This window comes from Mucilaginibacter sp. 5C4 (assembly GCF_034345625.1).
Classification (GTDB): domain Bacteria; phylum Bacteroidota; class Bacteroidia; order Sphingobacteriales; family Sphingobacteriaceae; genus Mucilaginibacter; species Mucilaginibacter aurantiaciroseus.
In genome coordinates this window covers 1,927,714-1,950,288 of sequence record NZ_CP133775.1, presented here as the reverse complement: position 1 = coordinate 1,950,288, position 22,575 = coordinate 1,927,714, and the positions used below count along the sequence as shown (strand labels likewise).

25 protein-coding genes are annotated in these 22,575 nt (G+C 43.7%); 7 read left to right on the top strand and 18 right to left on the bottom strand.

Annotated elements, in window-relative coordinates; genetic code table 11:
• The first annotated feature begins 78 nt into the window (after positions 1-78).
• A complete protein-coding gene (locus RHM67_RS09240; protein ID WP_322231881.1) occupies positions 79-1,491 on the top strand; it encodes a TolC family protein in 1,413 nt (470 codons plus the stop codon).
• Positions 1,492-1,825: 334 nt separating this feature from the next.
• Here RHM67_RS09240 and RHM67_RS09235 read toward each other — a convergent pair whose 3' ends face one another.
• Complete coding sequence (locus RHM67_RS09235) at positions 1,826-2,260, bottom strand: hypothetical protein (protein ID WP_322231880.1); 435 nt, start codon at positions 2,258-2,260, stop codon at positions 1,826-1,828.
• Between the two features lie 347 nt (positions 2,261-2,607).
• On the opposite strand from RHM67_RS09235, the gene RHM67_RS09230 reads away from it, so the two are divergent.
• From RHM67_RS09230 to RHM67_RS09210, 5 genes are all read left to right on the top strand, one after another.
• A complete protein-coding gene (locus RHM67_RS09230) occupies positions 2,608-3,048 on the top strand; it encodes a DoxX family protein (RefSeq protein WP_322231879.1) in 441 nt (146 codons plus the stop codon).
• Between the two features lie 44 nt (positions 3,049-3,092).
• Entirely contained in the window at positions 3,093-3,404 is a 312-nt protein-coding gene (locus RHM67_RS09225) for a phosphoribosylpyrophosphate synthetase (protein ID WP_322231878.1), read from the top strand.
• Positions 3,405-3,464: 60 nt separating this feature from the next.
• Positions 3,465-4,655, top strand: a complete 1,191-nt coding sequence (locus RHM67_RS09220) for a PepSY-associated TM helix domain-containing protein (protein WP_322231877.1) — start codon at positions 3,465-3,467, stop codon at positions 4,653-4,655.
• A gap of 109 nt (positions 4,656-4,764) precedes the next feature.
• On the top strand, positions 4,765-6,078 hold the full coding sequence (locus tag RHM67_RS09215; RefSeq protein ID WP_322231876.1) for a cytochrome ubiquinol oxidase subunit I: 1,314 nt from the start codon (positions 4,765-4,767) through the stop codon (positions 6,076-6,078).
• A gap of 155 nt (positions 6,079-6,233) precedes the next feature.
• Entirely contained in the window at positions 6,234-7,265 is a 1,032-nt protein-coding gene (locus tag RHM67_RS09210) for a cytochrome d ubiquinol oxidase subunit II (protein ID WP_322231875.1), read from the top strand.
• Positions 7,266-7,329: 64 nt separating this feature from the next.
• On the opposite strand, the gene RHM67_RS09205 is transcribed toward RHM67_RS09210, so the two are convergent.
• The 4 genes from RHM67_RS09205 to RHM67_RS09190 all read right to left on the bottom strand — a co-directional run bounded on the left by RHM67_RS09205 (position 7,330) and on the right by RHM67_RS09190 (position 10,182).
• Complete coding sequence (locus tag RHM67_RS09205; protein WP_322231874.1) at positions 7,330-8,391, bottom strand: phytase; 1,062 nt, start codon at positions 8,389-8,391, stop codon at positions 7,330-7,332.
• Positions 8,392-8,434: 43 nt separating this feature from the next.
• Positions 8,435-8,659: a hypothetical protein gene (locus RHM67_RS09200; protein ID WP_322231873.1), complete on the bottom strand. Its 225-nt coding sequence runs from the start codon at positions 8,657-8,659 to the stop codon at positions 8,435-8,437.
• A 115-nt stretch (positions 8,660-8,774) separates the two neighbouring features.
• Entirely contained in the window at positions 8,775-9,956 is a 1,182-nt protein-coding gene (locus RHM67_RS09195; RefSeq protein WP_322231872.1) for a glycosyltransferase, read from the bottom strand.
• Positions 9,957-10,002: 46 nt separating this feature from the next.
• Positions 10,003-10,182 (bottom strand): hypothetical protein, encoded by a 180-nt coding sequence (locus tag RHM67_RS09190; protein WP_322231871.1) that lies wholly within the window; start codon positions 10,180-10,182, stop codon positions 10,003-10,005.
• A 421-nt stretch (positions 10,183-10,603) separates the two neighbouring features.
• On the opposite strand from RHM67_RS09190, the gene RHM67_RS09185 reads away from it, so the two are divergent.
• On the top strand, positions 10,604-10,810 hold the full coding sequence (locus RHM67_RS09185; protein ID WP_322231870.1) for a hypothetical protein: 207 nt from the start codon (positions 10,604-10,606) through the stop codon (positions 10,808-10,810).
• 637 nt (positions 10,811-11,447) lie between these two features.
• On the opposite strand, the gene RHM67_RS09180 is transcribed toward RHM67_RS09185, so the two are convergent.
• The 13 genes from RHM67_RS09180 to RHM67_RS09120 all read right to left on the bottom strand — a co-directional run bounded on the left by RHM67_RS09180 (position 11,448) and on the right by RHM67_RS09120 (position 22,157).
• Positions 11,448-12,638 (bottom strand): glutathione-independent formaldehyde dehydrogenase, encoded by a 1,191-nt coding sequence (locus tag RHM67_RS09180; protein WP_322231869.1) that lies wholly within the window; start codon positions 12,636-12,638, stop codon positions 11,448-11,450.
• Between the two features lie 297 nt (positions 12,639-12,935).
• Positions 12,936-14,372 (bottom strand): dihydrolipoyl dehydrogenase family protein, encoded by a 1,437-nt coding sequence (locus tag RHM67_RS09175; RefSeq protein WP_322231868.1) that lies wholly within the window; start codon positions 14,370-14,372, stop codon positions 12,936-12,938.
• A 10-nt stretch (positions 14,373-14,382) separates the two neighbouring features.
• Positions 14,383-15,078: a TIGR04283 family arsenosugar biosynthesis glycosyltransferase gene (locus tag RHM67_RS09170; RefSeq protein ID WP_322231867.1), complete on the bottom strand. Its 696-nt coding sequence runs from the start codon at positions 15,076-15,078 to the stop codon at positions 14,383-14,385.
• Positions 15,075-15,674: a TIGR04282 family arsenosugar biosynthesis glycosyltransferase gene (locus RHM67_RS09165; protein ID WP_322231866.1), complete on the bottom strand. Its 600-nt coding sequence runs from the start codon at positions 15,672-15,674 to the stop codon at positions 15,075-15,077. Before RHM67_RS09165 ends, RHM67_RS09170 begins: the two co-directional genes overlap by 4 nt.
• Before the next feature lie 21 nt (positions 15,675-15,695).
• Positions 15,696-16,670: an arsenosugar biosynthesis arsenite methyltransferase ArsM gene (gene arsM, locus RHM67_RS09160; protein WP_322231864.1), complete on the bottom strand. Its 975-nt coding sequence runs from the start codon at positions 16,668-16,670 to the stop codon at positions 15,696-15,698.
• A gap of 19 nt (positions 16,671-16,689) precedes the next feature.
• Positions 16,690-17,739, bottom strand: a complete 1,050-nt coding sequence (arsS, locus tag RHM67_RS09155) for an arsenosugar biosynthesis radical SAM (seleno)protein ArsS (protein WP_322231862.1) — start codon at positions 17,737-17,739, stop codon at positions 16,690-16,692.
• Positions 17,739-18,164, bottom strand: coding sequence for an arsenosugar biosynthesis-associated peroxidase-like protein (locus RHM67_RS09150; RefSeq protein ID WP_322231861.1), 426 nt, complete (start codon positions 18,162-18,164; stop codon positions 17,739-17,741). Before RHM67_RS09150 ends, arsS begins: the two co-directional genes overlap by 1 nt.
• 194 nt (positions 18,165-18,358) lie before the next feature.
• Positions 18,359-18,778: a DUF6789 family protein gene (locus tag RHM67_RS09145; RefSeq protein ID WP_322231859.1), complete on the bottom strand. Its 420-nt coding sequence runs from the start codon at positions 18,776-18,778 to the stop codon at positions 18,359-18,361.
• A gap of 68 nt (positions 18,779-18,846) precedes the next feature.
• The gene (locus RHM67_RS09140) at positions 18,847-19,242 is read right to left on the bottom strand and encodes a hypothetical protein (protein ID WP_322231857.1); all 396 of its coding nucleotides are present in this window, start codon (positions 19,240-19,242) and stop codon (positions 18,847-18,849) included.
• A 483-nt stretch (positions 19,243-19,725) separates the two neighbouring features.
• The gene (locus RHM67_RS09135; RefSeq protein ID WP_322231856.1) at positions 19,726-20,205 is read right to left on the bottom strand and encodes a hypothetical protein; all 480 of its coding nucleotides are present in this window, start codon (positions 20,203-20,205) and stop codon (positions 19,726-19,728) included.
• Positions 20,206-20,241: 36 nt separating this feature from the next.
• Positions 20,242-20,439, bottom strand: coding sequence for a hypothetical protein (locus RHM67_RS09130; protein ID WP_322231854.1), 198 nt, complete (start codon positions 20,437-20,439; stop codon positions 20,242-20,244).
• An 11-nt stretch (positions 20,440-20,450) separates the two neighbouring features.
• Positions 20,451-21,194, bottom strand: coding sequence for a class I SAM-dependent methyltransferase (locus RHM67_RS09125; RefSeq protein ID WP_322231853.1), 744 nt, complete (start codon positions 21,192-21,194; stop codon positions 20,451-20,453).
• Between the two features lie 12 nt (positions 21,195-21,206).
• A complete protein-coding gene (locus tag RHM67_RS09120; RefSeq protein ID WP_322231851.1) occupies positions 21,207-22,157 on the bottom strand; it encodes a TauD/TfdA family dioxygenase in 951 nt (316 codons plus the stop codon).
• Between the last annotated feature and the right edge of the window lie 418 nt (positions 22,158-22,575).

Sequence of the window (22,575 nt, the reverse complement as noted above, 5' to 3'; positions counted from 1 at the left end):
ACATACAATAATAACATCCAATCCTTCAAGCCCTTCTCTTCCGGAGAGGGGTTTGGGTGAGGCTAAAAACATAACACAATGAAAAGATACATCAATACATTCGCCTTTATGCTGTTACTGGCATTAAGCGCATGTAAAGTTTCAAAAGATATTGAAACACCCAAACCTGCATTGCCTGTGGCTTTCAGGAATGCAGCTACTGCCGATACTACCAGCATTGCTGATATACAGTGGAAGAACTTCTTCACTGACCCTATCCTGCAAAAACTAATTGATAGCGCTATCACTAACAATTACGATATGCAGATAGCCGTGAAGAACATCGAGTCATCACAGCTATTATTCAAACAGGTTAAATGGAACTACACCCCTACTGTAAACCTTAATGTAACCGCAAACACCAGCCGCCCAAGCGATAACAGCCTGAACGGTTTAAGCCTGAGCTCTTTTGGCGTTGGCACTAAACACATCGAAGATTATTCTGCAAACCTTGGACTGTCTTGGGAAGCTGATATCTGGGGCAAGATCCGCAACCAGAGTAAAGCCGCGTTGGCAACTTACCTGCAAACTACCGAGGCCAAAAAAGCTATCCAAACCAACATCGTAGCGGGCGTATCTCAAGGATACTACAACCTGCTGATGCTGGATGAGCAATTGACCATCGCCCAAAAGAATGTGAAACTGAATGACAGCACATTACGCATCATCCGTTTGCAATTTGATGCAGGGCAGGTAACTTCATTAGCAGTACAACAAGCCGAAGCACAACGCCAGGCAGCAGCCCAGTTGGTACCTCAGTTCGAGCAGAATATCACTATACAGGAGAACGCTTTAAGTATCCTGACGGGTGCACTGCCCGACAGGATAGAACGCAGCAACACGCTTAGCAACCTGCAAATTGCAGACAACCTGCCATCAGGTTTACCATCGGCTATCGTGAGCCGCAGGCCGGATGTAAAGAGTGCCGAATTGGCCCTGAACATTTCTAACGCGCAGGTAGGTATCGCTAAAGCGAATATGTACCCATCGTTAACCATTACCGCTTCCGGTGGTGTAAACAGCTTTAAATCGAGTAACTGGTTTAATATCCCGGCATCCTTATTCGGTACGGTTGCGGGTGGTTTAACCCAACCATTGTTCAACAAAAAAAGGTTAAAAACCCAATACGAGGTTGCCAAAATAGACCGCGAGAAAACGGTATTACAATTCCGCCAGTCGGTATTGAATGCAGTTGGTGAGGTATCTAATGCGCTTGTATCTATCGAAAAACTAAAAACACAGCAAACCATTGCGGCTAACAGGGTTACTACCCTGCAGCAGGCAACCGGCAACGCCAATATGCTGTTCAGAAATGGTTTGGCTACTTACCTGGAGGTGATAACCGCACAGGGTAACGTATTGCAAAGCGAACTGGAACTGGCTTCCATTAAACGTGAACAGCTCAGCGCCGTATCCGATCTTTACCGCTCATTAGGCGGTGGCTGGAAATAAAAATACCCATTGATGATTGATGAGTGTTAAGCCGCTTTACCAGTATTACCAACTGGTGAGCGGCTTTATTGTTTACCGCCTGTCCCGCACTGTCCCACTAAATATTACACAACGCATCTTAAATTACAAAGCATTGATATTCAATTAATTAAAAACTTACATTTTCTATTTAAAAATCCATACAAATATCTAAATAATTGATTTACAAGTATTTAATTTTTAAAACGGGTGTCCCACCTGTTTCTGAATGGGACAGAATGGGACACCCTTTTTATGACCTGTATTAGAAATATACTCGCACTTTGGACGGCTTTTTTTGACTTTTTTTCGTCCCTCAATCGCCCGTGATTATAACACCAATATAAATACCCGCAAGTGTGATGGCTACCCCGATAAGGCTAACCAAAATTACCCTGCCCCATCCAAAAAATCCTTCACCACTTTTGCCATGGGCATTAATTTGGGTACCCTGGAAATATTCTGTCAAATAAAAAGCCACCCAACAGTAAGCAATAGGGAAAACAACACTGGGGATCTTTACCGTTTCGGCATATGAAATAATACCGCCACAGATCACTATTGTTGCGGCAATGGCGTAAATCCAGGTTGCTTTGGCTTTCCCGGGTTCGCCAAAAACCTTGTAGTTTTCGGCAAGGTAATAGCCGGCCACAAGCGGGCCGCCTAAAAAGGTGCCGAACCTGATGTGGGCAGGTGTATATATTTGCTTTGTTATGCTTGCTTCGCGAGGTTGTTCCTGATCGGGTTCCATTTTTTTAGTTAGTGGTATAAATGTAGAAATATTTGGTGATTAGTACTTCTTTCTCCGCGCGTCATTGCTTGAAGGGTTACAAAGCAATGACGTTTGATGACCTCCTGTCGCCGCAGGGTCTCTCGGCAGAGGACCTGCGCTGCATTCACGTAGCGCCTTCTGCAGGGCTCTCTACGAAAGACCCCGCCGAAACGTAGATTTAATCCCTCTTCCCCTCATCCTATTACAACAACCCAACTATAACTTGCATTAGCCCAAAAACATCACTACATTTATATAAGGGCGATTATAGACGGCTGCCAGGCCACAAAACCCGGGTTTTAATTATTAAATTAAAATAACCAATTATGAATGCTATACATAAAATTGAGGTTTGGGGCGATACACATCACCCGGCTATTCTCGATCTGCTGCGGATAACTTTGGGCATTTTCCTGTTTTTAAAAGGTTATGCCTTTTTCAATAATATGGCTTTTCTGGAATACACTATTGAAGACCAGCATCTGATCAACCTGTCGCCAAAGGCATTAGAAATTTTGATTTACTACATCACTTTTATGCATCTGGCCGGTGGCGTGCTCATTACCCTTGGGCTGCTTACACGGTTATCATCTATCCTGCAGATCCCCATCGTTGTTGGGGCCATATTTTTTATCAATATCTTTAAATCTGCCCCAAATTCAGATCTGTGGCTGTCCATTTTCGCTTGTGTGCTGCTGTTGATGTTCGCGTTTATAGGCTCAGGGCCAATATCGTTAAACAGGGTTTTATCGCTGCCTAACCGGTAAGTGGGTTAAAAAAACCGATATTAGCACCATATACATCCGCTACCATGAAAACAGACTACGGCACCCTATCGCAAACCATCAACGGCTTAAAAGAAGAAGGCTACACCTTAGATTTTAACATCCGGCACGATTGCATTATTTGTCAGGACAACCAGGTGCAGCTGTCGCCTGCTGATTTTGAGATCGACGGCGTTTTTCGTTTCGAGGGAGAATCAAACCCGGATGATGAAGCCGTGCTTTACGCCATATCGTCAACTAAAGATGGTTCAAAAGGCACCTTAGTAAACGGCTATGGCGTTTCTGCCGATGCAGCATCTGACGAGCTAATTAAAAAGCTGAGCACACACGTAAAATAAACACTTATCTTTATTTGGATTAATTCTAAATAATGGTATTTTTGCGGCTTACCTGCCGCTATGAAGTTTAAGAAACTTACCCTCAATATCCATTTATGGCTTGGCCTTGCATCGGGCCTGGTTGTGCTGATAGTAGGTCTTACGGGTTGCTTTCTGGCTTTACAGGATGAGATAGAGGTTTACAGCAAGCCCTGGCTTTTTGTAAAACACCAAAATACCGTTCAGCTTAGTGCATCGGCATTAACAGCAAAATTAAACGCCAAACTCAAAGCAGAGAACGATACCCTAAAAGCAAAAGTAACCTCTGTACAATACCCGGGGCCAGGCAGGTCGGCGAGTATCCGTTACAGCACAGGGCCAAAGAAAACCTTCCGCGCTTACATCAACCCATACACCGGGCAGATCATTAAGAACGGGAAACAAAAGGATGATTTTTTTGGCTTTATGGAACATGGGCATCGCTTTTTATGGCTGCCTATGGAGATAGGCCGACCGATACAGGGCAGCATGATCCTGGCATTTTTGGTGCTGATGATAACCGGCATTGTGCTATGGTGGCCAAAACGCTGGACCAAAAATGCCCGCAAAAAAAGCCTCGCTTTAGATTTTAAAGTAAGCCCCAAGCGCCTCAATTACAACCTGCATAACGTGCTTGGCTTTTACATGACCTTTGTGATGCTCTTTATAGTGATCACCGGCCTGTGCATGAGCATGAAATGGTTCCATAGCGGGGTGTATTGGTTAACATCGGGTGGTAAGCAACTGAAAGAGTTTAAAGCCCCCCTATCTGATACCGCTAAGATAACCGCCGAAGTTCCTTTCCAAATTACTCATGTAGATAGCCTTTGGTTTGCCCATAAAAAGCAATACCCTGCCGAAGCGGGTTTCTCGTTCAACTTCCCGTCAGAAAAAAAATCGGCTTTTGTAGAGGTCATTAACCCCGCTCCCGAAACGTCATACCGCCGCGAGTTTAGGTATTACGACCGATACACCATGCAGGATATTAGCAGTAAAAGCGCGCGAAGTGGCACCTACTCGCAAGCCAGTTTTGCAGATAAGATCCGTAAGATGAATGTGGATATCCATATGGGTGTTGTAGGCGGCATCGGCACCAAAATACTGGCTTTTTTGGCAAGCCTTTTTTCGGCTACTTTACCTGTTACCGGCTTTATCATTTGGTGGGGTAAACGTAAAAAGAAAAACAACCCAAAAGTACGCCGCAGGCATGTGCGCGAGCCTATACCCGCATAACACATTCATGATTGATATACAATAAATTAGTGGCTATTTTTATAATTTATTTTCACTATAAATAAGCCGAAAACTTCGGTTACTTAAACATAGTATTTAACTTACCGGCATGGATAATTTTATGGCCGCCAGGTCGCAAATGGCATTGTCCCTGGGCTTTCACATTATATTTTCGTGCATTGGCATGGTGATGCCATTCTTTATGGCTGTGTCGCACTTTTTATGGCTGCGTACGGGCAACCCGGTTTATCAAAACGTAACCAAAGCCTGGAGTAAAGGCGTTGCCATCTTCTTCGCCACGGGCGCGGTATCGGGCACGGTGCTTTCCTTTGAGCTTGGGCTGCTCTGGCCAACGTTTATGAAACACGCCGGGCCCATCTTCGGCATGCCGTTCTCTTTAGAAGGAACAGCCTTCTTCATCGAAGCAATTGCCTTAGGGTTTTTCCTTTACGGATGGAACAGGTTTAACCGCTGGTTCCATTGGTTTACAGGTGTTGTTGTGGGCATTAGCGGCCTTTTATCGGGCATACTGGTGGTAGCCGCCAACGCGTGGATGAACAGCCCTGCAGGTTTCGATTTGGTAAACGGCAAGTACACCAACATCGACCCAATAAAGGCGATGTTTAACCCGGCCTGGTTCTCGCAGGCCCTGCATATGTCGGTAGCGGCATTTGCGGCTACAGGCTTCGCAGTTGCGGGCGTACACGCGCTAATGATATTGCGCAAACAGAACGTCAACTTCCACATGAAGGCGTTTAGGATAGCGGCCATATTTGGCGTGGTAGCGGCCATATTGCAACCGCTAAGCGGCGATGTTTCTGCTAAGATGGTAGCCAAAAGGCAGCCCGCCAAACTTGCCGCCATGGAAGCGCATTTTGAAACCAAACCATACTCCCCACTTATTATTGGCGGCATCCCCGATGTAAAGAACAAGAAAGTAGATTACGCCATAGAGCTCCCAGGCATGCTGAGTTTTATGGTGCATGACGACTTTAAAACGCCCGTAAAAGGCCTCGACCAGATCCCTGTAAAGGACCAGCCCCCTATCGCGGTAACGCATTATGCCTTCCAGATAATGGTGACTTTGGGGATGCTGATGATGGGACTTGGCGTACTATACCTTATAGCCCTTTGGAGGAAGAGAACCTGGTTTGATAAGCACTGGTTCCTGAAACTGTTTATCTGGGCAACACCAATTGGTTTTATAGCCGTAGAGGCCGGGTGGACGGTTACCGAAGTTGGCCGCCAACCGTGGATCATCCAGGGCGTTATGCGCACTGCTGATGCCGTTACACCAATGCCGGGTATCAGCTATTCGTTTTATCTGTTTACGGCGGTTTATTTTACGCTGAGTTTAGCCGTGATATTTTTGTTATACAGGCAAATTAAAATGGTGCCAGAGATATATGATAAAGAAGTTTAAGAATAAAGTTCCCCTTTTGAGAGGGGGCGTGATGGGCACTGTGTTGGCAGGGGTGTGTTCGTCGCGAGTAGAGGCACACCCCTTGCCCCTCTCAATAGGGGTGCCCTGCTACACAAATCAACAAATAAATTGATGACATTTAGTATGAAAAAAGCATGATCTACGTAGTTATCGTTTTTTTATGGGTGGCACTCCTGCTGTATTTGGTAATGGGCGGGGCCGATTTTGGGGCAGGCATCATAGAGATGTTTACCTCAAACAAAAACAAATCGCGCACAAGGAAGATCATGTACAATGCTATTGGGCCAATTTGGGAAGCAAACCACATGTGGCTTATTATCGCTATTGTGATACTATTCGTTGGTTTCCCGGTGATCTATGCCACCATGTCCACTTATCTTCATATTCCACTTACGGTGATGCTGATGGGCATTATTGCACGTGGCACGGCACTTACTTTTAGAAATTATGATGCGGTGCATGATAACATGCAGAAGGTTTATAACAAGATCTTTGTGTATTCCAGCTTTATAACACCATTGTTTTTAGGCATTATAGCGGGCAGCGCGGTATCCGGCCGGGTCGACCCGCAGGCTACCAATTTTATGGATGCCTACATTTATAGCTGGCTCAACTGGTTCTCGGTAGCTATCGGGTTATTTACCGTCGCGCTTTGCGGATTTTTGGCGGCCATCTACCTCATCGGCGAAACCAAGGATGAGGCCGAACACAAGAGTTTTATCCGTAAGGCAAAACTGATGAATGTGGCGGCGGTTGTTGCAGGGTCTGTGGTGTTTATCGCATCGGTAAAAGAGCATATCCCGCTGGTGCAATGGGTATTTGGTAATATCATCGGCATAGCTGCGGTTAGCGCGGCTACTATATCACTTATCGCTTTATGGTACCTCATAGCCAAAGGCAAACGTTTTATCATCCGCGTACTGGCCGGGTTCCAGATGACCATGATCTTGCTGACCACCACCTACAAACACTACCCCAATATCATTATCCTGAAAAATGGCGGCCACCTTTCCCTCATCGAAGACCAGGGTGCCGAAAAGACCATCCAGGCGCTGGGCGTTGCCTTATTGGTGGGTAGTTTATTTATCCTGCCCGCATTGTTCTATTTGATCTGGAGTTTTCAATATAAACCGGAGCAGGTAGATAACGAAATGCAGGGGCATTAAAAAGTCCGCAAGTCCGAAACACGAACCAAGCATCCTTCGGACATCTGACTTTCGGACTTAAAACCTATTTCACTTTCAGTTCCTTACCGGCAATATCTTCCCAGCGGTAGTAGTGGAATGTACGGTCGTTGCTCATCACTACAAACAAGCCATGCTTAAAGGTATCGTTTAAGGGCACGTTTACCACATCAGATCCATCGCTTTGGGTGGCTTGTACGTTGGCAACTTTCAGCAATTTATGCTCAAAGGGGTTCTGCTTTGTACCCTCTCTGCTAAAGATCTGGAAACGGTTTGCACCCTGGTCGGACACCATAATGTATCCTGTGCTATCCGTAAGTTTATATATCGAGATCCCTTCATGGTCGGCTTTGAAACCTGTTGTACCAAAAATGGCCAGCTGCTGGTTACCTTTTGCAGGATCGGCATAGTACTGGCGCACGCCGGTTTGCTCATCAGAATAATAGACGTAGCCCAGCTCGTTATCAACCGCTATAGCTTCAATCTCCTTTTTGCCGCTGTACTCGCCAAATTTGCGCACAAGCGTGGCTTTTACGTTGCCCGTACCATCATCGCCCAGTAAATATTGCCAGATGTAGCCGCCTGTTTTAGGCCCATTCTTGCGGCCTACTATAGCGTACATTTCGCCATTCTTAGCAGTATAGATAGCGATGCCCATCAAATCGCGGTACTCCATCCCTATCTCGCCCACAAATACATCGATGCCACCCTTATCCACGGGCTTCATATCCGGCAGGGAATAGATCCTCAGCTTATGACTAATGCGCTCGGTAGTGATAGCGATATCCGTCGGTTTGCCGCCTAACATCAACCCGTAAGCAAGGTCTACATTGTTAGGACGATGCAAGCCCCTTACCACTTTATCCTTGATGATCTTCCCCTGCAGGTCAAACACATATAAAGCGCCATCAGCATCTTTATCTGTGCCGATGATGAGGCTTTTGGCCGGGTCGGCCTTGTTCACCCAAATGGCAGGGTCGTCGGTATCATACTTAACCGCTTCTGTGATGATGACCGGTTTAATTGCATTGGTATCAACCGCCGGCTTGCATGATATTAGTGCCAGTAGAGCCAGTGGTGTTAACAAAAATGAATTTGTCCTCTTCATTAAATTACAATTTAACACCATAAGCGCCAACGTAAGTTGCAGGCTACGGCGATGTGTAGGTTTTACCATTCGTTGTGGTGATACCTGCTTTGTGGTTACGAATAAAGGTAGTAGTACCTTTGGTTAACGCCGGTGAATTACCTTGTAAATGAAAATCCCAAGCGGTATTAAAATCAGCGTCTATTATCGGGTTATTCAGCGTGAAGTTAACAAATTCAGGATCATTATCACCTGCTTTTGTTCCCCTTACCGCCGTACCATCACTCATTTCCAGCGTGCCGCCGCCACCTTTGCGGTATTTTACATATATAATCCCGGTTTACAATAACCGATCGGTTGATGCGCAGGAAAAAAGCATCCGTCAGCACATTCTCGTAATATGTTTATACTGTAACCAGTTCCTGCCCTTCGCGGCGCTTGATGACCAAATTGCTTACATCATCAAAATAAGTGTAAACCAACTGCTCCCAGCTCAACTGTCGGCTTATTTTCAGGCCTTCGGCAGATAGCTGAATGCTGAGGATCTTGTTGTTGAGAATAAGTTCTATCTTCTCTACATAATCGGCCGCATCATAAGGGTTGCACTTAAAACCGTTAACACCCTGGTCAATAAAGTCCTTCGACCCGCCGCCATCCGCAATAACACAGGGCAAGCCAGATGCCATGGCCTCTACCACCACATTGCCATAAGTTTCGGACACGGAAGGAAACAAAAACAGATCTGCCGATGCGTACAGTTTAGATAGGTATTGATGGTCTATCTTACCCGTAAAGGCCGCCTTGGGCATCCGCTCTTCGCAGGCCTGGCGGGCGGTGCCATCGCCCACTATTAAGAAATTTACGGCGTTGCCCCGCTGCTGTATCAGGTCGTAAATATTAAAAAGGGTTTCGAGGTTCTTCTCCCAAACCAACCGGCTGGCAAATATGATGGTTGGGTTTGTATTGCCCGTTAAGCGCCGGATGAGGTTACGCCCACGTTTGTAGGGCGAGAACAGGCGCGCATCTATCCCCCGTTTCCAGATCTTCATTTTAGCGGGATAGACGCCCATATTGCAAAGCTCGGCCTTGATACTGTCTGATGGCACATACACCCTGTCGCAACGGTTATAAAAGCTTTTGTGGCCCTTGGCGATGCGCTGCTTAAGCCCTTTAATGAGCATAGGCGCGTACTTAAAGTAATAATCTACGTAAGATATAAAGTGGGTATGGTAAATGCTGATGACAGGCAGGCCGTTCCGGTTGGCGTAATCCAGCCCGAAATTGCCCAGGAACGACGGCGTGGACAGGTGCACCACATCGGCACCAAAAGTCTGCAGCTTGTTATTCAACTTCTTTTGAGCCAGCATGGGCAGGGCTACAGAATAGCTGGCGTTCAATGGTACCGACATCTTCGGCATCCTGAGGCTGTCGAACCCCAAGATCTTATCCGGCCCGGTACCGTAGATAAACAGGTACTCGAACTTTTGGGGGTCGATCCGTTTTATCAGCTGGTATATGGTGCGCACGGCACCGTCAAAGTCTTCCACCAATATATCGGCAAAAAACGCAACCTTAATTTTTCTCAAAGGTTCTCCTTTTCACAATAAACTTAGCCCGCCGGCACAGCAGCTACTACAACGAGTGCTGGTGCTGGTTCTTTTGTTTAAGCCGCGGCCTCATCAGCCTTTTTTGTTCGTTGGTACGTTTTACCGGTACGCGCGAGGCGGCCCATATTACAAATGCCGCAATAAGTAGCATTGCCAGATCGAGCGATGAATATCCCATTTCCATTTGTTTTATGTTTAACACCATAAAGCTACCGGCTTAGTGTGACAGGAATGTTAGGGGTATATTATTAAATGAATAAGGATGAGAGGTGGGTGCAGGAGGATGGTGCGGGGTGCGGGATAACAGTAATTGCAGACCGGGCTATTTGTTTGATTTTTGAAAAGCAAAGGCAGTGGTAATAGTCAGAACTATGGCTATTCTTAAATAAGTATCGATCTGATTAGCGGTGATAATTATTAATTTATGAACTTACATGTGTGTTCACTGCGTGAACATGAACACGCCTACCTACAAAGTTTATAAGTTTAAATAAAATTCGCCATCCCTCCCATATCACCCTCACCCCTAAATAATTAGTAATTTTAACAGTTGTATTATACATAATAAAAAAGTTAAATTGCTTAATAATTAGGCTGCACGTATAAACCTGTTAAATTTACCTATTATGGAAAATCCATTCAAAAAAGATAATAAGAAAGGCTTACTAATAGTTGGTGTAGCCCTCGGGGCACTGGTGGCAGGCGCAGCCAGGTATTTCTACAGTCGAAAAAAAGGCGAAATAGATGCGGTAACCGGCGAATTTATCAACAACGCAAAGGAGCACCTGCAAAAGAAACGCAACCGGATCAAATCAGACCTGAAGGGTTTGTAAACCATCTGATAAGCGATAAACTTCCAGCTTAAAACAAAAAAAGCCACTTCATAATGAAGCGGCTAATAGACGCAGACTCAGCTACTAAAACCATTTATTACGAAACCCGGAGGAAATCAGTAAATAGCACCTTGATCACAAAGTTTAATAGTGTCTTTAAACCAGGGGTATATTATGAACCATTTGAATCCGCAAGTGTATGTTTTGCAGCAGAAGGCGCAGGAAATCTGTATTTAAAGGATAATTAAAATGATATTTTAAAGATAATTTATTAGTAATTGTTAGCGGCAAAGATAAAAATATGCTATGCGGAATGTATTTATCCAACAAATAATTTAATGTAAAATCAAAGAAACCAATATCTCCGGTCATCGTACTTGATCGGAATATTGTTTTCTACAAAACGTATCAATTATAAAAACTAACATGAAAATTTAGTTATAATCATTTTTTTGTTGCTGTAGGATTTAAAAAAAACAGATTAGGGCAAACCTTTTATAAACAGCCCAACACATCATCGCTCAATAAACCAAAAGCTATTTCCCAAAAAATTTATGTAAATACGAACGATCGTAATTTCATTCGGAAGATTGCAAAAAGACAAAGCTATGGTTTAATAACTTCGTCTTTTTTAGAACTAAACGGAAACTGGTTCCCGTTCCTTAGCAGCTTGTTTAGACTTATCCGGACTTTTCCCCGGTTTGAGTATCACCTTAGTCCAACCATTATCGCGTGTATCAAAATGCTTGTATGCCTCCGGTGCTTCATCAAGCGAAATCTCATGAGAAATAATAGAAGATGGTTTAGCCTTGCCACTGGAAATTAATGCGCAAAGCTGCCGGTTATAGGCTTTAACATTGGCCTGGCCTGTTGCCATGCTCATGCCCTTCATCCAGAAATTACCAAAATCAAAGTCCATGTGTCCTTTCTGTGATATCGGATCCTTAGCTTTAGGATCTTTTGCGACGAAAACACCCACAACTCCTATCGAACCGGTGGCCTTCACAGCCTGTACAAGGTCGTTCATTGTGGCGTTGTTTTGTTCGTGTCCATGTTTATTACAACATTGGTAACCCACACATTCGCAACCACTATCGGCACCTATCCCATTAGTTTCTTCTAACACCTGTTCAACAGCAGACCCTTTCGAAAAGTCAATAGGTATGGCTCCAAACTCCTCAGCTAGCTTTAAACGGTCAGGATGATTGTCTACTACCATAATTTTATTAGCGCCCTTAATGGAGGCAGATAGGGCCGCCATCAATCCAACCGGGCCAGCACCGTAAATAACTACATTATCTCCGGGTTTTACTCCTGCCAACTGGGTTGCATGGTAACCTGTAGGGAAAATATCCGATAGCATTACATAATCATTTTCTTTTTCCTTAGCGTCTTCGGGTAATTTTAAACAATTAAAATCGCCGTATGGTACTCTTAAATACTCTGCCTGCCCACCTTCAAAGGGTCCCATTCCGGCAAATCCATAGGCAGCACCGGCAAAGCCGGGATTCATATTGAGACAGAAACCAGTAAGTCCGCTTTCACAATTCTTACAATGACCACAGCCAATATTAAAGGGCATACATACCATATCCCCTACTTTAATATTAACAACTGCTTTGCCTATCTCAATCACCTCACCCATGTTTTCGTGTCCGAATATCCGACCTGCCTCCATATCCGTCCGCCCCTCATACATGTGCAAGTCTGAGCCGCAAATATTAGTGGTGGTAACCTTTACCAGTACATCAGTTGGTTGTTCAATTTTGGGATCTGGCATTTCAGATACCCTGACATCTTTAGGTCCATAATAAACAAGTGCTTTCATTTTTGCTATTTTAGTGTATAATAAATATTATTAGTATCTAGTCAAGCAGCATGCCATAAATGTAAATAAATGTTTTTTTATTAACTTAAGAATAAAAAAGTTAATTTATAATATATAAACGGCATGTGGTATAATTTTTGCAATGAGTCGGAAAATAAGCAGCGTGTCTATAAACCAAGGTGTTTTATAATCGATTTGTAGAATTACAGCAAAGGGAGGCCTAACTGCCCCAACTCAACCGATTCAAAACTATGGAAATTGAACTCGCGCTTTGCTTCCAGGCAAGCCACCATTCCATCAGTTAAATATTTGATAGGCCTTTTGCAATAGCGCTTTGATCACGGGTGTCAATCCCTCGGAAATCAGGTCGGTAACCAGGCTTTGGTTGATACGGGAAGCAACCGGGTAAGGATAAACCTTGTCAAAAATCGCTTTAACAGGTAGTTTGACTGAATTAGCCAATATAAGTTCCTGAATAAGTTCCCCGGCATTTGGGGCAACCATTGTTCCGCCCAATAATTTTTGTTTTCTGAAAAACCCGCCTTTGCTAACAAGCAATACCAATTTTCCATACCGGTAATTGTCCACTACCGCCCTGTCATCGTCCTTAAAATCTTTTTCCAGCCTGCGGAAATTGATACGCTTGTCCTTTACCTGTTTTTCGCTTAAACCGAACGTGGCCACTTCCGGATCGGTAAAGGTGACCCAGGACATATACTGGTTATTGAGTTTCTTTTTAAAAGGGGAAAATAGGTTATTCAGGATCAGCCGGGCGTGAAATTCGGCAGCATGGGAAAACTGAAGGTCGCCCGCTACGTCTCCGCAAACCAAAACATCTTTATTGGTAGTTCTTAGATAACGGTCGATAACGATTCTTTTTCCTTCAACTTCAATATCAGCTTTTGAAAGCGCTAACGGTTCCAAAGATAATTCCCTTCCTATCGCCACAAAGACCGCATCAAAATGAATAACTTCTGTTTCACCTGCGGCAGTTTTAACAGCCGCCCCGTTAGCGGATGTGAACCGGTCAATACGGGTGTTTAATAAATATTTTATACCCTCTTTTTCTAGTTGTTCCATCAGTATTGTGGTCACTTCGGGATCGTCGTGTTCGAGTATCGATGAGTTTTTATGTACAATTGTAACTTTGCTGCCAAGGCGGGATAAAGCCTGCGCGATCTCCATTCCGATAGGGCCGCCGCCAATACACAATACGTTTTTCGGCAGGGTCTCCAAATGAAAGATGCTTTCATTATCAAAGTAGCTCACCTTTTCAACTCCTTCAATGGTTAATTTCCGGGGTTTAGAGCCGGTGGCGATGACGATCTTTTTCCCGGAATATATTTTTCCGTCTACCTCGACCTGGTTCCTCCCTGCAAAACAAGCATTTCCCAAAACCACAGTGATCCCTTGATCATGCAGCCATTGTGCATTTTCATGTACCCTGATCAAAGATTGCTTTGAGCGGATATAGCTGATGACCTTTTTAATGTCAACACTCCCACTCACATCCAAACCAAACTGCGCCGCCTCTTGTGCATGCCTGACCAGTTTTGCCGTATGGATCAATGCTTTGCTCGGCACACAGCCGTCGTTCAGGCAATCCCCGCCAATGTCCTTATCCGACAGGGAGATCATCAGCACTTTAAGGCCTGCCTGGTTCATAAAGAGCCCTACGGTTACCCCCCCGGAACCTGCGCCGATCACAATGATATCAAATTCATGTTTTGCCATATTCGCTGGGTTAAAGCTTATCTTGCCTAATGAGTTTTTTATAAGTACGCACAAGCTTTTGCTGTGAAAAACCAATTCGGTAAAGAAGATAAATGATAAAGAAAATGCCCTGTGTCCTGTAAATTCCGTTTTCCAGGTATTTACGGGCGGATGTCACTACAGCCTTCTTAATGACTTTAAAACGAACCTGTTTCCTTAGCCGTTTGATCAGTTCCTGGTCTTCGAGGACGATATGCTGCTCGCAGAAGCCTCCGGCCTGTTCAAACGATGCTTTGGTGACGAACAAACTCTGATCTCCAAAACGGAGGGCGTTCACATCAAACCGGGTAAACCAGCAGTTTGCTTTTAAAAACCAATGCGGGTAATCGAAGGATAACATAAAACAACCCGCAGCATACCCCTGCGTAACGGCTTGGACAATATCGGCGAGGAAACCTTCCGGCGGAATGGTATCCGCGTGTAAAAAGTAGAGCAGATCGCCTTTTGCAAGCGCGGCACCAGTATTCATTTGGGCTGCCCGGCCTTTTCTTTTTGATAAGGAAACACAGGCACCACTCTCTTTTGCCAACAGTATCGTTCCGTCCATACTTCCTCCATCCGATACGATGATCTCAACATCCGAAGCCCCGATAGCCTTCTTCAGCCGGTTGATAGTTGATGCGATCTGATCCGCTTCGTTAAACGTCGGTATGATTATGCTGATCATAATTTGCTCAAAAGGTCGGTACGCGCGAGGTCCTTTTCCTCATCTATATCAGACAGAACAGGTAACCGGAAATAGGTTAACGACAAATCGTCGCAACACGACAAGGTTTCTTTTAAAACCGAAGGCGTGCTCCAGGCGACATTATAGAATAGTTCCGGATGAAAGGCCTTCATGCCCAAGAGGTAATAACCACCGTCGAGCGCGGGCCCTATGACCACATCATGGTGATCTAATTGCGAAAAAGCATCCGCAATGATCCCGCTGTTTAGTTCGTAGCAATCCGTCCCAATGATCACCACCTTTTTAGTCCCGTTTTTTAAATTATCATCAAACGCATTTGCCATCCGCTCACCCAGGTCGCCGCCTTGCTGAACGGTTTTCAGGTAAGAATTATCCCAGGCATCCCCGTCTGTTATCGCATCCGAATAATATACGATCCGGGTAGCATCGATATTTTTTGTGAGTTGCGCGGTATGTTCCAACAATAACCGGTACACAGACAGCGCATAATCATGGCCTATCGATGCTGCAAGCCTAGTTTTTACTTTGCCGTAGATCAGATTACGTGTAAATATCAATAAGATATTATTGCTCATGGTAATTTCAATTATTCGAACTTAGCAACAACCACCGCCGTCGTAAAACCAGGTTGATTCCGATACGAAAATATCATCACGGTTCAAGCCGGCCAGGTTGCCACCGGTTTTATCACAAACAGCCAACGGCTGGTTGGGCATTAATACATGGCCTTTATGGTCGTCAAAACATTCAGCCTCGCCGTAATAAATGGCCGTTTTACCCGTAAAAATACAAGGCCCGTCCTCCGGCATAGGGTCTTTGATAGCACAAACTTCTACGCTTTCTATAAAAATCAGCCTTTCGGTTGCGTAATGTTTGGGGTCAAGGATACGATACGGGCGTTTGGCCCGTACCTCGATGGTGCCGAAGCCGATATCAGTGATCATTTTAATATACTCTTTCAGCGGCAAAGCGCCGCTCAGGCACAAGGCCCGAAGGCGTTCATCATCTTTCAAGGCATTGGGCATGAAAGTTTCGCAGGTTGGGTCGCTCAATACCAGGCGGCCAGTGGGTTTTAATACCCGGTACATTTCTTTTAACGCCTGTTTCAGTTCGTCTTCCTTAAAGATGTTGAACAGGCAGTTTTGGGCGGCTACATCGATACTGCTATCTTCAACCGGTAAATGTAGGGCATCTCCTTTGCGGAGTTCAACAAACTCGCTTTTAAACCAGGGGTTGACCTGTTCAGCTTCCACGAAATTTTTTCTGCTCGCTTCGAGCATTTCATCCACCACATCTATACCGACCACACCGCCTATCTGACGGCTGAAATAGGCAAACTGCAATAGTTCCATCCCACCGCCAACACCCACATATAATATTTTTGGATCGTTTACGAGGTCGCGTGGGTTTACCGTGCTTCCGCATCCGTAATTCATTTCCTGCATTCTTTTGGGAATTTCCAAGCCTGGTAATGACCAGATCGGGGTCGTTGTACAGCATAGACCGACCTGCGGGTTTTCAGCCGCTTCTTTATAAATATTTTTGGTTGTTTCTAAATATCCTGTGCTCATAATTTACTTTTTTAGGTAACTAATCGGCTACCGCTCCGCTGCAACTTGAACCGGCACCGGCAGTGCAGCCATAGCAATGCTGGTTCAAAACAATGTACCGTTTATCTAAAACAGTGCCATCATAACTACTAAGGTGACTGGAATTTGTTGTGCTGACCGGAAGATCCAGCATCTGGTTAAAATCGCAGTCATAAAGATAGCCGTTCCAACCCACCGAAATAGTATTGCGGCACATCACATTTTGAACCGCAGAAGGATTAAAGGCACTAATCAGTTTTTCCATGTATTTATCATAATTGCCGGTTGATAGCAAATAGTCAAGATAACGGCTGATCGGCATATTGGTAATGGCAAACAAATTATTGAACCGGATACCGAAGTTTTTGAGTAGTTCATCTTTATACTCCCGTTCCAGCGCCTGCTGTAAAGGCGGCAAAAAAGCCCCTGCCGGGTTATAGACCAAATTGAGCAACAAGCCGCCATCCGGTACACCATAGCCAGCTTCATTCAACAGCTGCAAGGCTCTGATAGAATCTTCAAAAACCCCGTCGCCCCGCTGCCTGTCTGTACGGTCTTTAGTGAAGCTGGGTAAAGATGATACCACTTCCACCTGGTGATCCCTGAAAAATTCAGGCAGGTCATGGAATTTTTTGTTGGCTAATATAATGGTCAGGTTACACCTGACGATAATGTGTCTGTTCAGTTTTTTGATCTCGGTGACGAACCAACGGAAGTCGGGATTCATTTCGGGCGCTCCGCCGGTCAGGTCAACCGTTTTGATGTCTGAGGCAGCAAGTACGTCCAAACAGAGCTGCATGGTTTCCCGCGTCATGATCTCTTTACGGTCAGGGCCCGCGTCTACATGGCAATGCTTGCATACCTGGTTACACATTTTGCCAACATTTACCTGAAAGATTTCCACGCCGGTCGCCCGTAAAGGAAATTCGCCCAGCCCGGACAGTTTCTCTGTAAAGGACGCGTGCTTGTGCAGCCCTTCGTCTTCAAGGATCGACAGCTGATTGTTGGAATCTGCCAAATGATGTTGTAAAACGTGGAGTGATTTTATCATTACATGCCTATCTCTTTCACCTTGTTCATCATCTGCACACCATGCGCCAATACCGCGCCGCCTTTGATTGCCGCCGCAACGTGTACAGCTTCCATCATTTGCGCTTCACTATAGCCTTTTTCATAAGCATCGCTGCTGTAAGCGTCGATGCAATAAGGGCACTGTACCGCATGGGCAACCGCCAGGGCGATAAGTGACTTTTCTTTAGCGGTTAAATAGCTGTCTTTAAATACATCCCCGTAATAGGAGAAGAATTTATCAGCCATTTCCTTTTGATATTCAGCTATATTGCCAAATTTGGCCAGATCGCCAGCGTTATAATAGTGTTCGCTCATTTCTTTTTTCTTTTCAATATCATCATTAACCCTGGAATAAGGCGAATGTTTCTGACATGCCGGCGTTATCAGCGCCTGGGAACAGTGCATGACCCGAACAGGCAGGTGTTAAATATGCCCTGATATAAAAAAAGCAAACTTAATATACCGGTTGTCCAATCTTTTCCAACTATGCCGTTAACCAATAGTACAAGCCCGATGATCACGTAAATAACCTGCCTGAAGTTTAGGCGGGTTATCTTTTTTAAAATGATTTGATTATTCATCATTCAAAATTATTAATGTTATTCGCCCTTCGTGCTCAGTCCCAGTACGAGCCCATACACCAGGTGTCCCATCATTGTTCCTACTACCATCATGACCGGATTTGGCGCATTAGCCGAGAATATACCCATACCCATCATCGGCATCATCATCAGTTGCATCAGTATCCAGGGAAGCAGGGCAAACAGCATACCCTTGATCGCCGGGCTTAACGTAAGCCGGTCTTTGATCAGAAAAACATAAACCAAAGCCCAAACGATCCCGATCATCAGATGCATAGCCCAGCCCAGCCAAACAGGAATACCCATAAAGCCGGCCATCATGTTACCTACCTTCATATCAGGCATGCCCATCATCGGTGCGGCCAGCATAAGCATCGTCATCACCACGGTAGCTATTATGCCACCCAGCATCCCTTGTTTTAATTTTATTGTATTCATCTTTGGTTGGTTTAAACAGGGTTAACTTTGAAATTGGGTTAACCCTGTAATAAAAGGTCAGAAATAGCTTATCCTTTAGCAAGGGCAGCCATGTAGACTTTTTTAATTTCTTCATCGCTTTTAGCAAGGCTTACTTCTGAAATTAATTTTTTCGATTTCGCGTCAATAAAATACAAAGTACCGGTACCTGTGTTTTTCTTGGCAAATGATGCGATACCAGCTTTTTGAAGCATAGGTAAAGAAGCGGCCTTTGTTTTGTCGTCAGACAAGTCGTTCATCACGATCTGGACATCTTTGTTTGCCATCGCCATAGGCATGATGTCTTTTTCAAAACGGGGGCCATTTGCCTGGCATACCGGGCACCAGGAAGCTTTATTCACTAAAGCGATAACTTTGGCTTGCTGCGCAAATCCGGAGATCGCGATACCCATAAACAGCATGGAGGCAACTAATAACTTTTTCATCGTTTGTTGATTTAAGTAAATTATTTGATTAATATGTTCTAATAGTTGCATCGAATCCGTGAACCTGACAAAAGATATTTATTTATTTTCCGGACGTGTTGCGTTTAGTTGAAATGCCGCATGATTAATTAAAATCATGCGGCATTAAGGCGTTTTTGATGTTGGCAGATAAAAGTAAAAAGACATCGGTAGACGGTCTAAATCAGCATTTTCATATTCAAAAGAAGGATAATAAATAAAATTGGACGTAATAAATTTTTGTTATAGCGTACATACTCGAAAATACACTTTTTAGATTGATAGAAAAAGGTCAGTGTTTTGAATATACGCTCTGCCTATTTATCCAAAAGACAACCAGAAAGCAGTTTGTTTTTTTCAGTCAGGACAAGAATTTAGTGTATAGTTTTCGCCATACACCACAAATACCTCACAGCCCTAATTTTGACTTTATAAACTTAACGTACAAATGGTGTACTCCCCGCGCTATTTGAAGCATGATTTTACAATTTCAAAGGCAGCCGCAAATTTTGTGCATCGATACATTTCCAACATTTTTTCGGCCATGTTATCATATCTTTCTACTTTAATAAAGGGATTGATGTTAACAAAATCAACTGTGTGAAAAGTCGTTTGCTGATTACTATTGCCAAAAATAAAAGTAGCTACGCCATCGCCTACAACAGCTAAAGCCTCTTGCATTAATCGAGAAGTATTATCAGGATGCTTGTCAAAGCAAACCATTAATATGTTGTTTAACCGTTTGCTTCTAATTAGAGAGTCCGCTAAAAACATAGCATGGAGGAAATTTCCAGAGCCTCCAAATGTACTGGAAAATAATCGGGCGTGATCCAAACCGATTTCTCCTAACAATTCAAAAATTAAATTTCTACCAGTTCGAAAAGGAGTTACTCCATTAATTATTGGTCCTTCAATGAGTTCTGAATAGCTTTCTATAACGATCATTACACCGTTAATATCTTTGTAGTCTAGTTTGGAATCTTATAAAGTCGCCAATATGGATTGCGCCAATAGCTTGCTCAACTTGTCGTTTATATGTGAATAGCTATTTACTCCGCGTTCATTCAGATCTTTTACGATATCGGGCAGGCCATCTTTTTGAGCAGCTTCCTCAATACTTGTTATATTTCCAAGTATAGTGTTGATTGCGAAGATTCCAGGATAAGGATGCGTATTCATTGTCGTAAGATTTATTTTATTAATCCCGCAAAAGACCTTAAAGGCATTCTTACTGGTATGATGTCTGAGGGCTGAAATTTTTTCATAATATTTCCGGCTAACCTATCCAGTTGTTCAATTGCGTCCGCATCCGCTAACTTATAGGCGGACCAAGTTTTGAAATAATTTATCAAGTTTTGCAGCGGCCATTGTCCATATATCTCGAACGACGGCATCGAAATCCTCTTAAATGGAAAATGGATATCCTCATCTAAATATCCACGCCAAAGAACGGAGTTTCTTTTATTCCAAAAGGGCAATAAAATCTCTCGAAACGGTTTAATTAATAACTCATCAATTTCAGGTGTGCTGAATGCCCAATCATATCCCCACGCGGAAAACAACGCTCCAGGTTTAGAGACACGTTTAACCACCATCCAATATTCCGGGAAATTAAACCAATGAAGTGCTTGGGCAACAACAATAAGATCAAATGAATTGCTCGCAAAACCTGAATTTTCCACTGGACTTACACTGTAGATAACTTTTTCACTTCTGATAGAATTTTCGATTTGCTGCTCCGAAATATCTGTAGCATACACGTTATCAAAATAATGGGAAAGTCCGATTGCGGCCTGGCCATTTCCCGTCGCGCAGTCCCAAACCGAGTGATTTGCGACCGAATTTTCAGCTAACCATTTAAATAGTGTTTCGGGATAAAGAGGCCTTGATTGCGCATATTTATCTGAGCTTATTGAAAATGTTTTTGCACTCATAATGTTCTTTATTTAGTTCGTCCAATATTTTCGATATGCTCTTGGTTGGATCCCAAACCTCCACGATAAGCTCCCTCTAAGCCACTTCCCATTAAAGGCTGCATGAAACGCGGCAGTTTCCATGCTATGATACGGTGCCACCCAACTTCTTAGTGCTAAGCGGGCGTTTGATTCTTGGTCGTCGTCAAATGCAGTCCTGGCGTGCAAAACTTTAAAATTATCTGTGATTACAATTTCTCCAACACTCGGCAAAAATTGCGTGTTTTTTCCTAATGTTTTTAAAACGTCATCAAACATATCAAGTGCATTTTCCTGTACCGGTGTCAGTGGATGACAATCTTCATGTCTGCTCGAATCATTGATAAATCTTCGAATATAATGGCCAAAAATCTGATCTTCGGATTGCCAGCAAATCGGACGTAAATGCCATTTAGGTAGCAAGAATAATCGATCTTCTCTTAAGTCAAAAGGAAATTCTTGGAACAGTATATTGTATGCTGCAACTTCTTTTTCTTTTAAAACTGCCAATGCTTCTTTAAAAGAAACGATGCTCAACGCGCCACCTTTGGCAGCTGGTCTCACATACAACAGGATTGATAGGTCGGCTCTATCACTATGGTAGGCTAAGTGATTATTGGTTTGATGCCCCCTTGTTGCCGGATTCGAATAATTTTTCCCTTCGTCTCGAATCAGAGTAACTAAATCATTGTTCAGATTTTGAGGCAACACAAAGCCAAGTCTTTTTGAAATATCTGTGCAAAGGCAAATCAAAGACTCCAAACTATGTTCTTCACATTGTTTTAATAGGGAATATATCCAAAATCCCTTTTCTGATAGATTCCGGTTTATTACAGTAGCTAATTCGTCCCCGTCGACCAAGGCGTTTTTTTTCTGTATTTCCGGGAGAGATTCCCATCGAGACATTACGCTGCTAACTATTTCATTATCTTTTGATGTTGTCATAATCGATTAGGCTAATAATAATTTGATGTCTTCAGCCAAGAGCTTGAAAAATCGTGATCTAAGCTTTTTGAGCCATTCACCGATAACTCGATCCCTGTTATTGAGGAAAGCCCTTGCAGGGTTTCATGATATTCTTGTGGCGAAATAAATTTATCTTTTTCGGAATAATAAAAAAAAACCTTGGTAAAATCGATTTTCAAAATAGGATCTACGATTGGTTTAGGAATAATTCCGCAAAAATGAGTAAAGTTCAACGATTGGTAGTTTTTGTCTCAATAACAACTCTAATGCAAGCATCGCGCCCTGAGAGTGCCCCACTAAAATTAATGGTGCGGATACAAGCTCCGATATTTTTTTTTCCAGCCTCTCAGCACATTCTTTGATATATTCAGACAGTCGGACTGGCTTTAAACTACAA

Coding starts and splice junctions, on each gene's coding strand:
- RHM67_RS09215 (WP_322231876.1), top strand. CDS start 4,765: ATGGATAATTTTATGGCCGCCAGGTCGCAAATGGCATTGTCCCTGGGC.
- RHM67_RS09230 (WP_322231879.1), top strand. CDS start 2,608: ATGAATGCTATACATAAAATTGAGGTTTGGGGCGATACACATCACCCG.
- RHM67_RS09205 (WP_322231874.1), bottom strand. CDS start 8,391: ATGAAGAGGACAAATTCATTTTTGTTAACACCACTGGCTCTACTGGCA.
- arsM (WP_322231864.1), bottom strand. CDS start 16,670: ATGAGCACAGGATATTTAGAAACAACCAAAAATATTTATAAAGAAGCG.
- RHM67_RS09150 (WP_322231861.1), bottom strand. CDS start 18,164: ATGCACTGTTCCCAGGCGCTGATAACGCCGGCATGTCAGAAACATTCG.
- RHM67_RS09120 (WP_322231851.1), bottom strand. CDS start 22,157: ATGACAACATCAAAAGATAATGAAATAGTTAGCAGCGTAATGTCTCGA.
- RHM67_RS09145 (WP_322231859.1), bottom strand. CDS start 18,778: ATGAATACAATAAAATTAAAACAAGGGATGCTGGGTGGCATAATAGCT.
- RHM67_RS09185 (WP_322231870.1), top strand. CDS start 10,604: ATGGAAAATCCATTCAAAAAAGATAATAAGAAAGGCTTACTAATAGTT.
- RHM67_RS09225 (WP_322231878.1), top strand. CDS start 3,093: ATGAAAACAGACTACGGCACCCTATCGCAAACCATCAACGGCTTAAAA.
- RHM67_RS09200 (WP_322231873.1), bottom strand. CDS start 8,659: ATGAGTGATGGTACGGCGGTAAGGGGAACAAAAGCAGGTGATAATGAT.
- RHM67_RS09165 (WP_322231866.1), bottom strand. CDS start 15,674: ATGAGCAATAATATCTTATTGATATTTACACGTAATCTGATCTACGGC.
- RHM67_RS09130 (WP_322231854.1), bottom strand. CDS start 20,439: ATGAATACGCATCCTTATCCTGGAATCTTCGCAATCAACACTATACTT.
- arsS (WP_322231862.1), bottom strand. CDS start 17,739: ATGATAAAATCACTCCACGTTTTACAACATCATTTGGCAGATTCCAAC.
- RHM67_RS09190 (WP_322231871.1), bottom strand. CDS start 10,182: ATGGTGTTAAACATAAAACAAATGGAAATGGGATATTCATCGCTCGAT.
- RHM67_RS09180 (WP_322231869.1), bottom strand. CDS start 12,638: ATGAAAGCACTTGTTTATTATGGACCTAAAGATGTCAGGGTATCTGAA.
- RHM67_RS09125 (WP_322231853.1), bottom strand. CDS start 21,194: ATGAGTGCAAAAACATTTTCAATAAGCTCAGATAAATATGCGCAATCA.
- RHM67_RS09235 (WP_322231880.1), bottom strand. CDS start 2,260: ATGGAACCCGATCAGGAACAACCTCGCGAAGCAAGCATAACAAAGCAA.
- RHM67_RS09140 (WP_322231857.1), bottom strand. CDS start 19,242: ATGAAAAAGTTATTAGTTGCCTCCATGCTGTTTATGGGTATCGCGATC.
- RHM67_RS09210 (WP_322231875.1), top strand. CDS start 6,234: ATGATCTACGTAGTTATCGTTTTTTTATGGGTGGCACTCCTGCTGTAT.
- RHM67_RS09175 (WP_322231868.1), bottom strand. CDS start 14,372: ATGGCAAAACATGAATTTGATATCATTGTGATCGGCGCAGGTTCCGGG.
- RHM67_RS09170 (WP_322231867.1), bottom strand. CDS start 15,078: ATGATCAGCATAATCATACCGACGTTTAACGAAGCGGATCAGATCGCA.
- RHM67_RS09240 (WP_322231881.1), top strand. CDS start 79: ATGAAAAGATACATCAATACATTCGCCTTTATGCTGTTACTGGCATTA.
- RHM67_RS09135 (WP_322231856.1), bottom strand. CDS start 20,205: ATGATCGTTATAGAAAGCTATTCAGAACTCATTGAAGGACCAATAATT.
- RHM67_RS09220 (WP_322231877.1), top strand. CDS start 3,465: ATGAAGTTTAAGAAACTTACCCTCAATATCCATTTATGGCTTGGCCTT.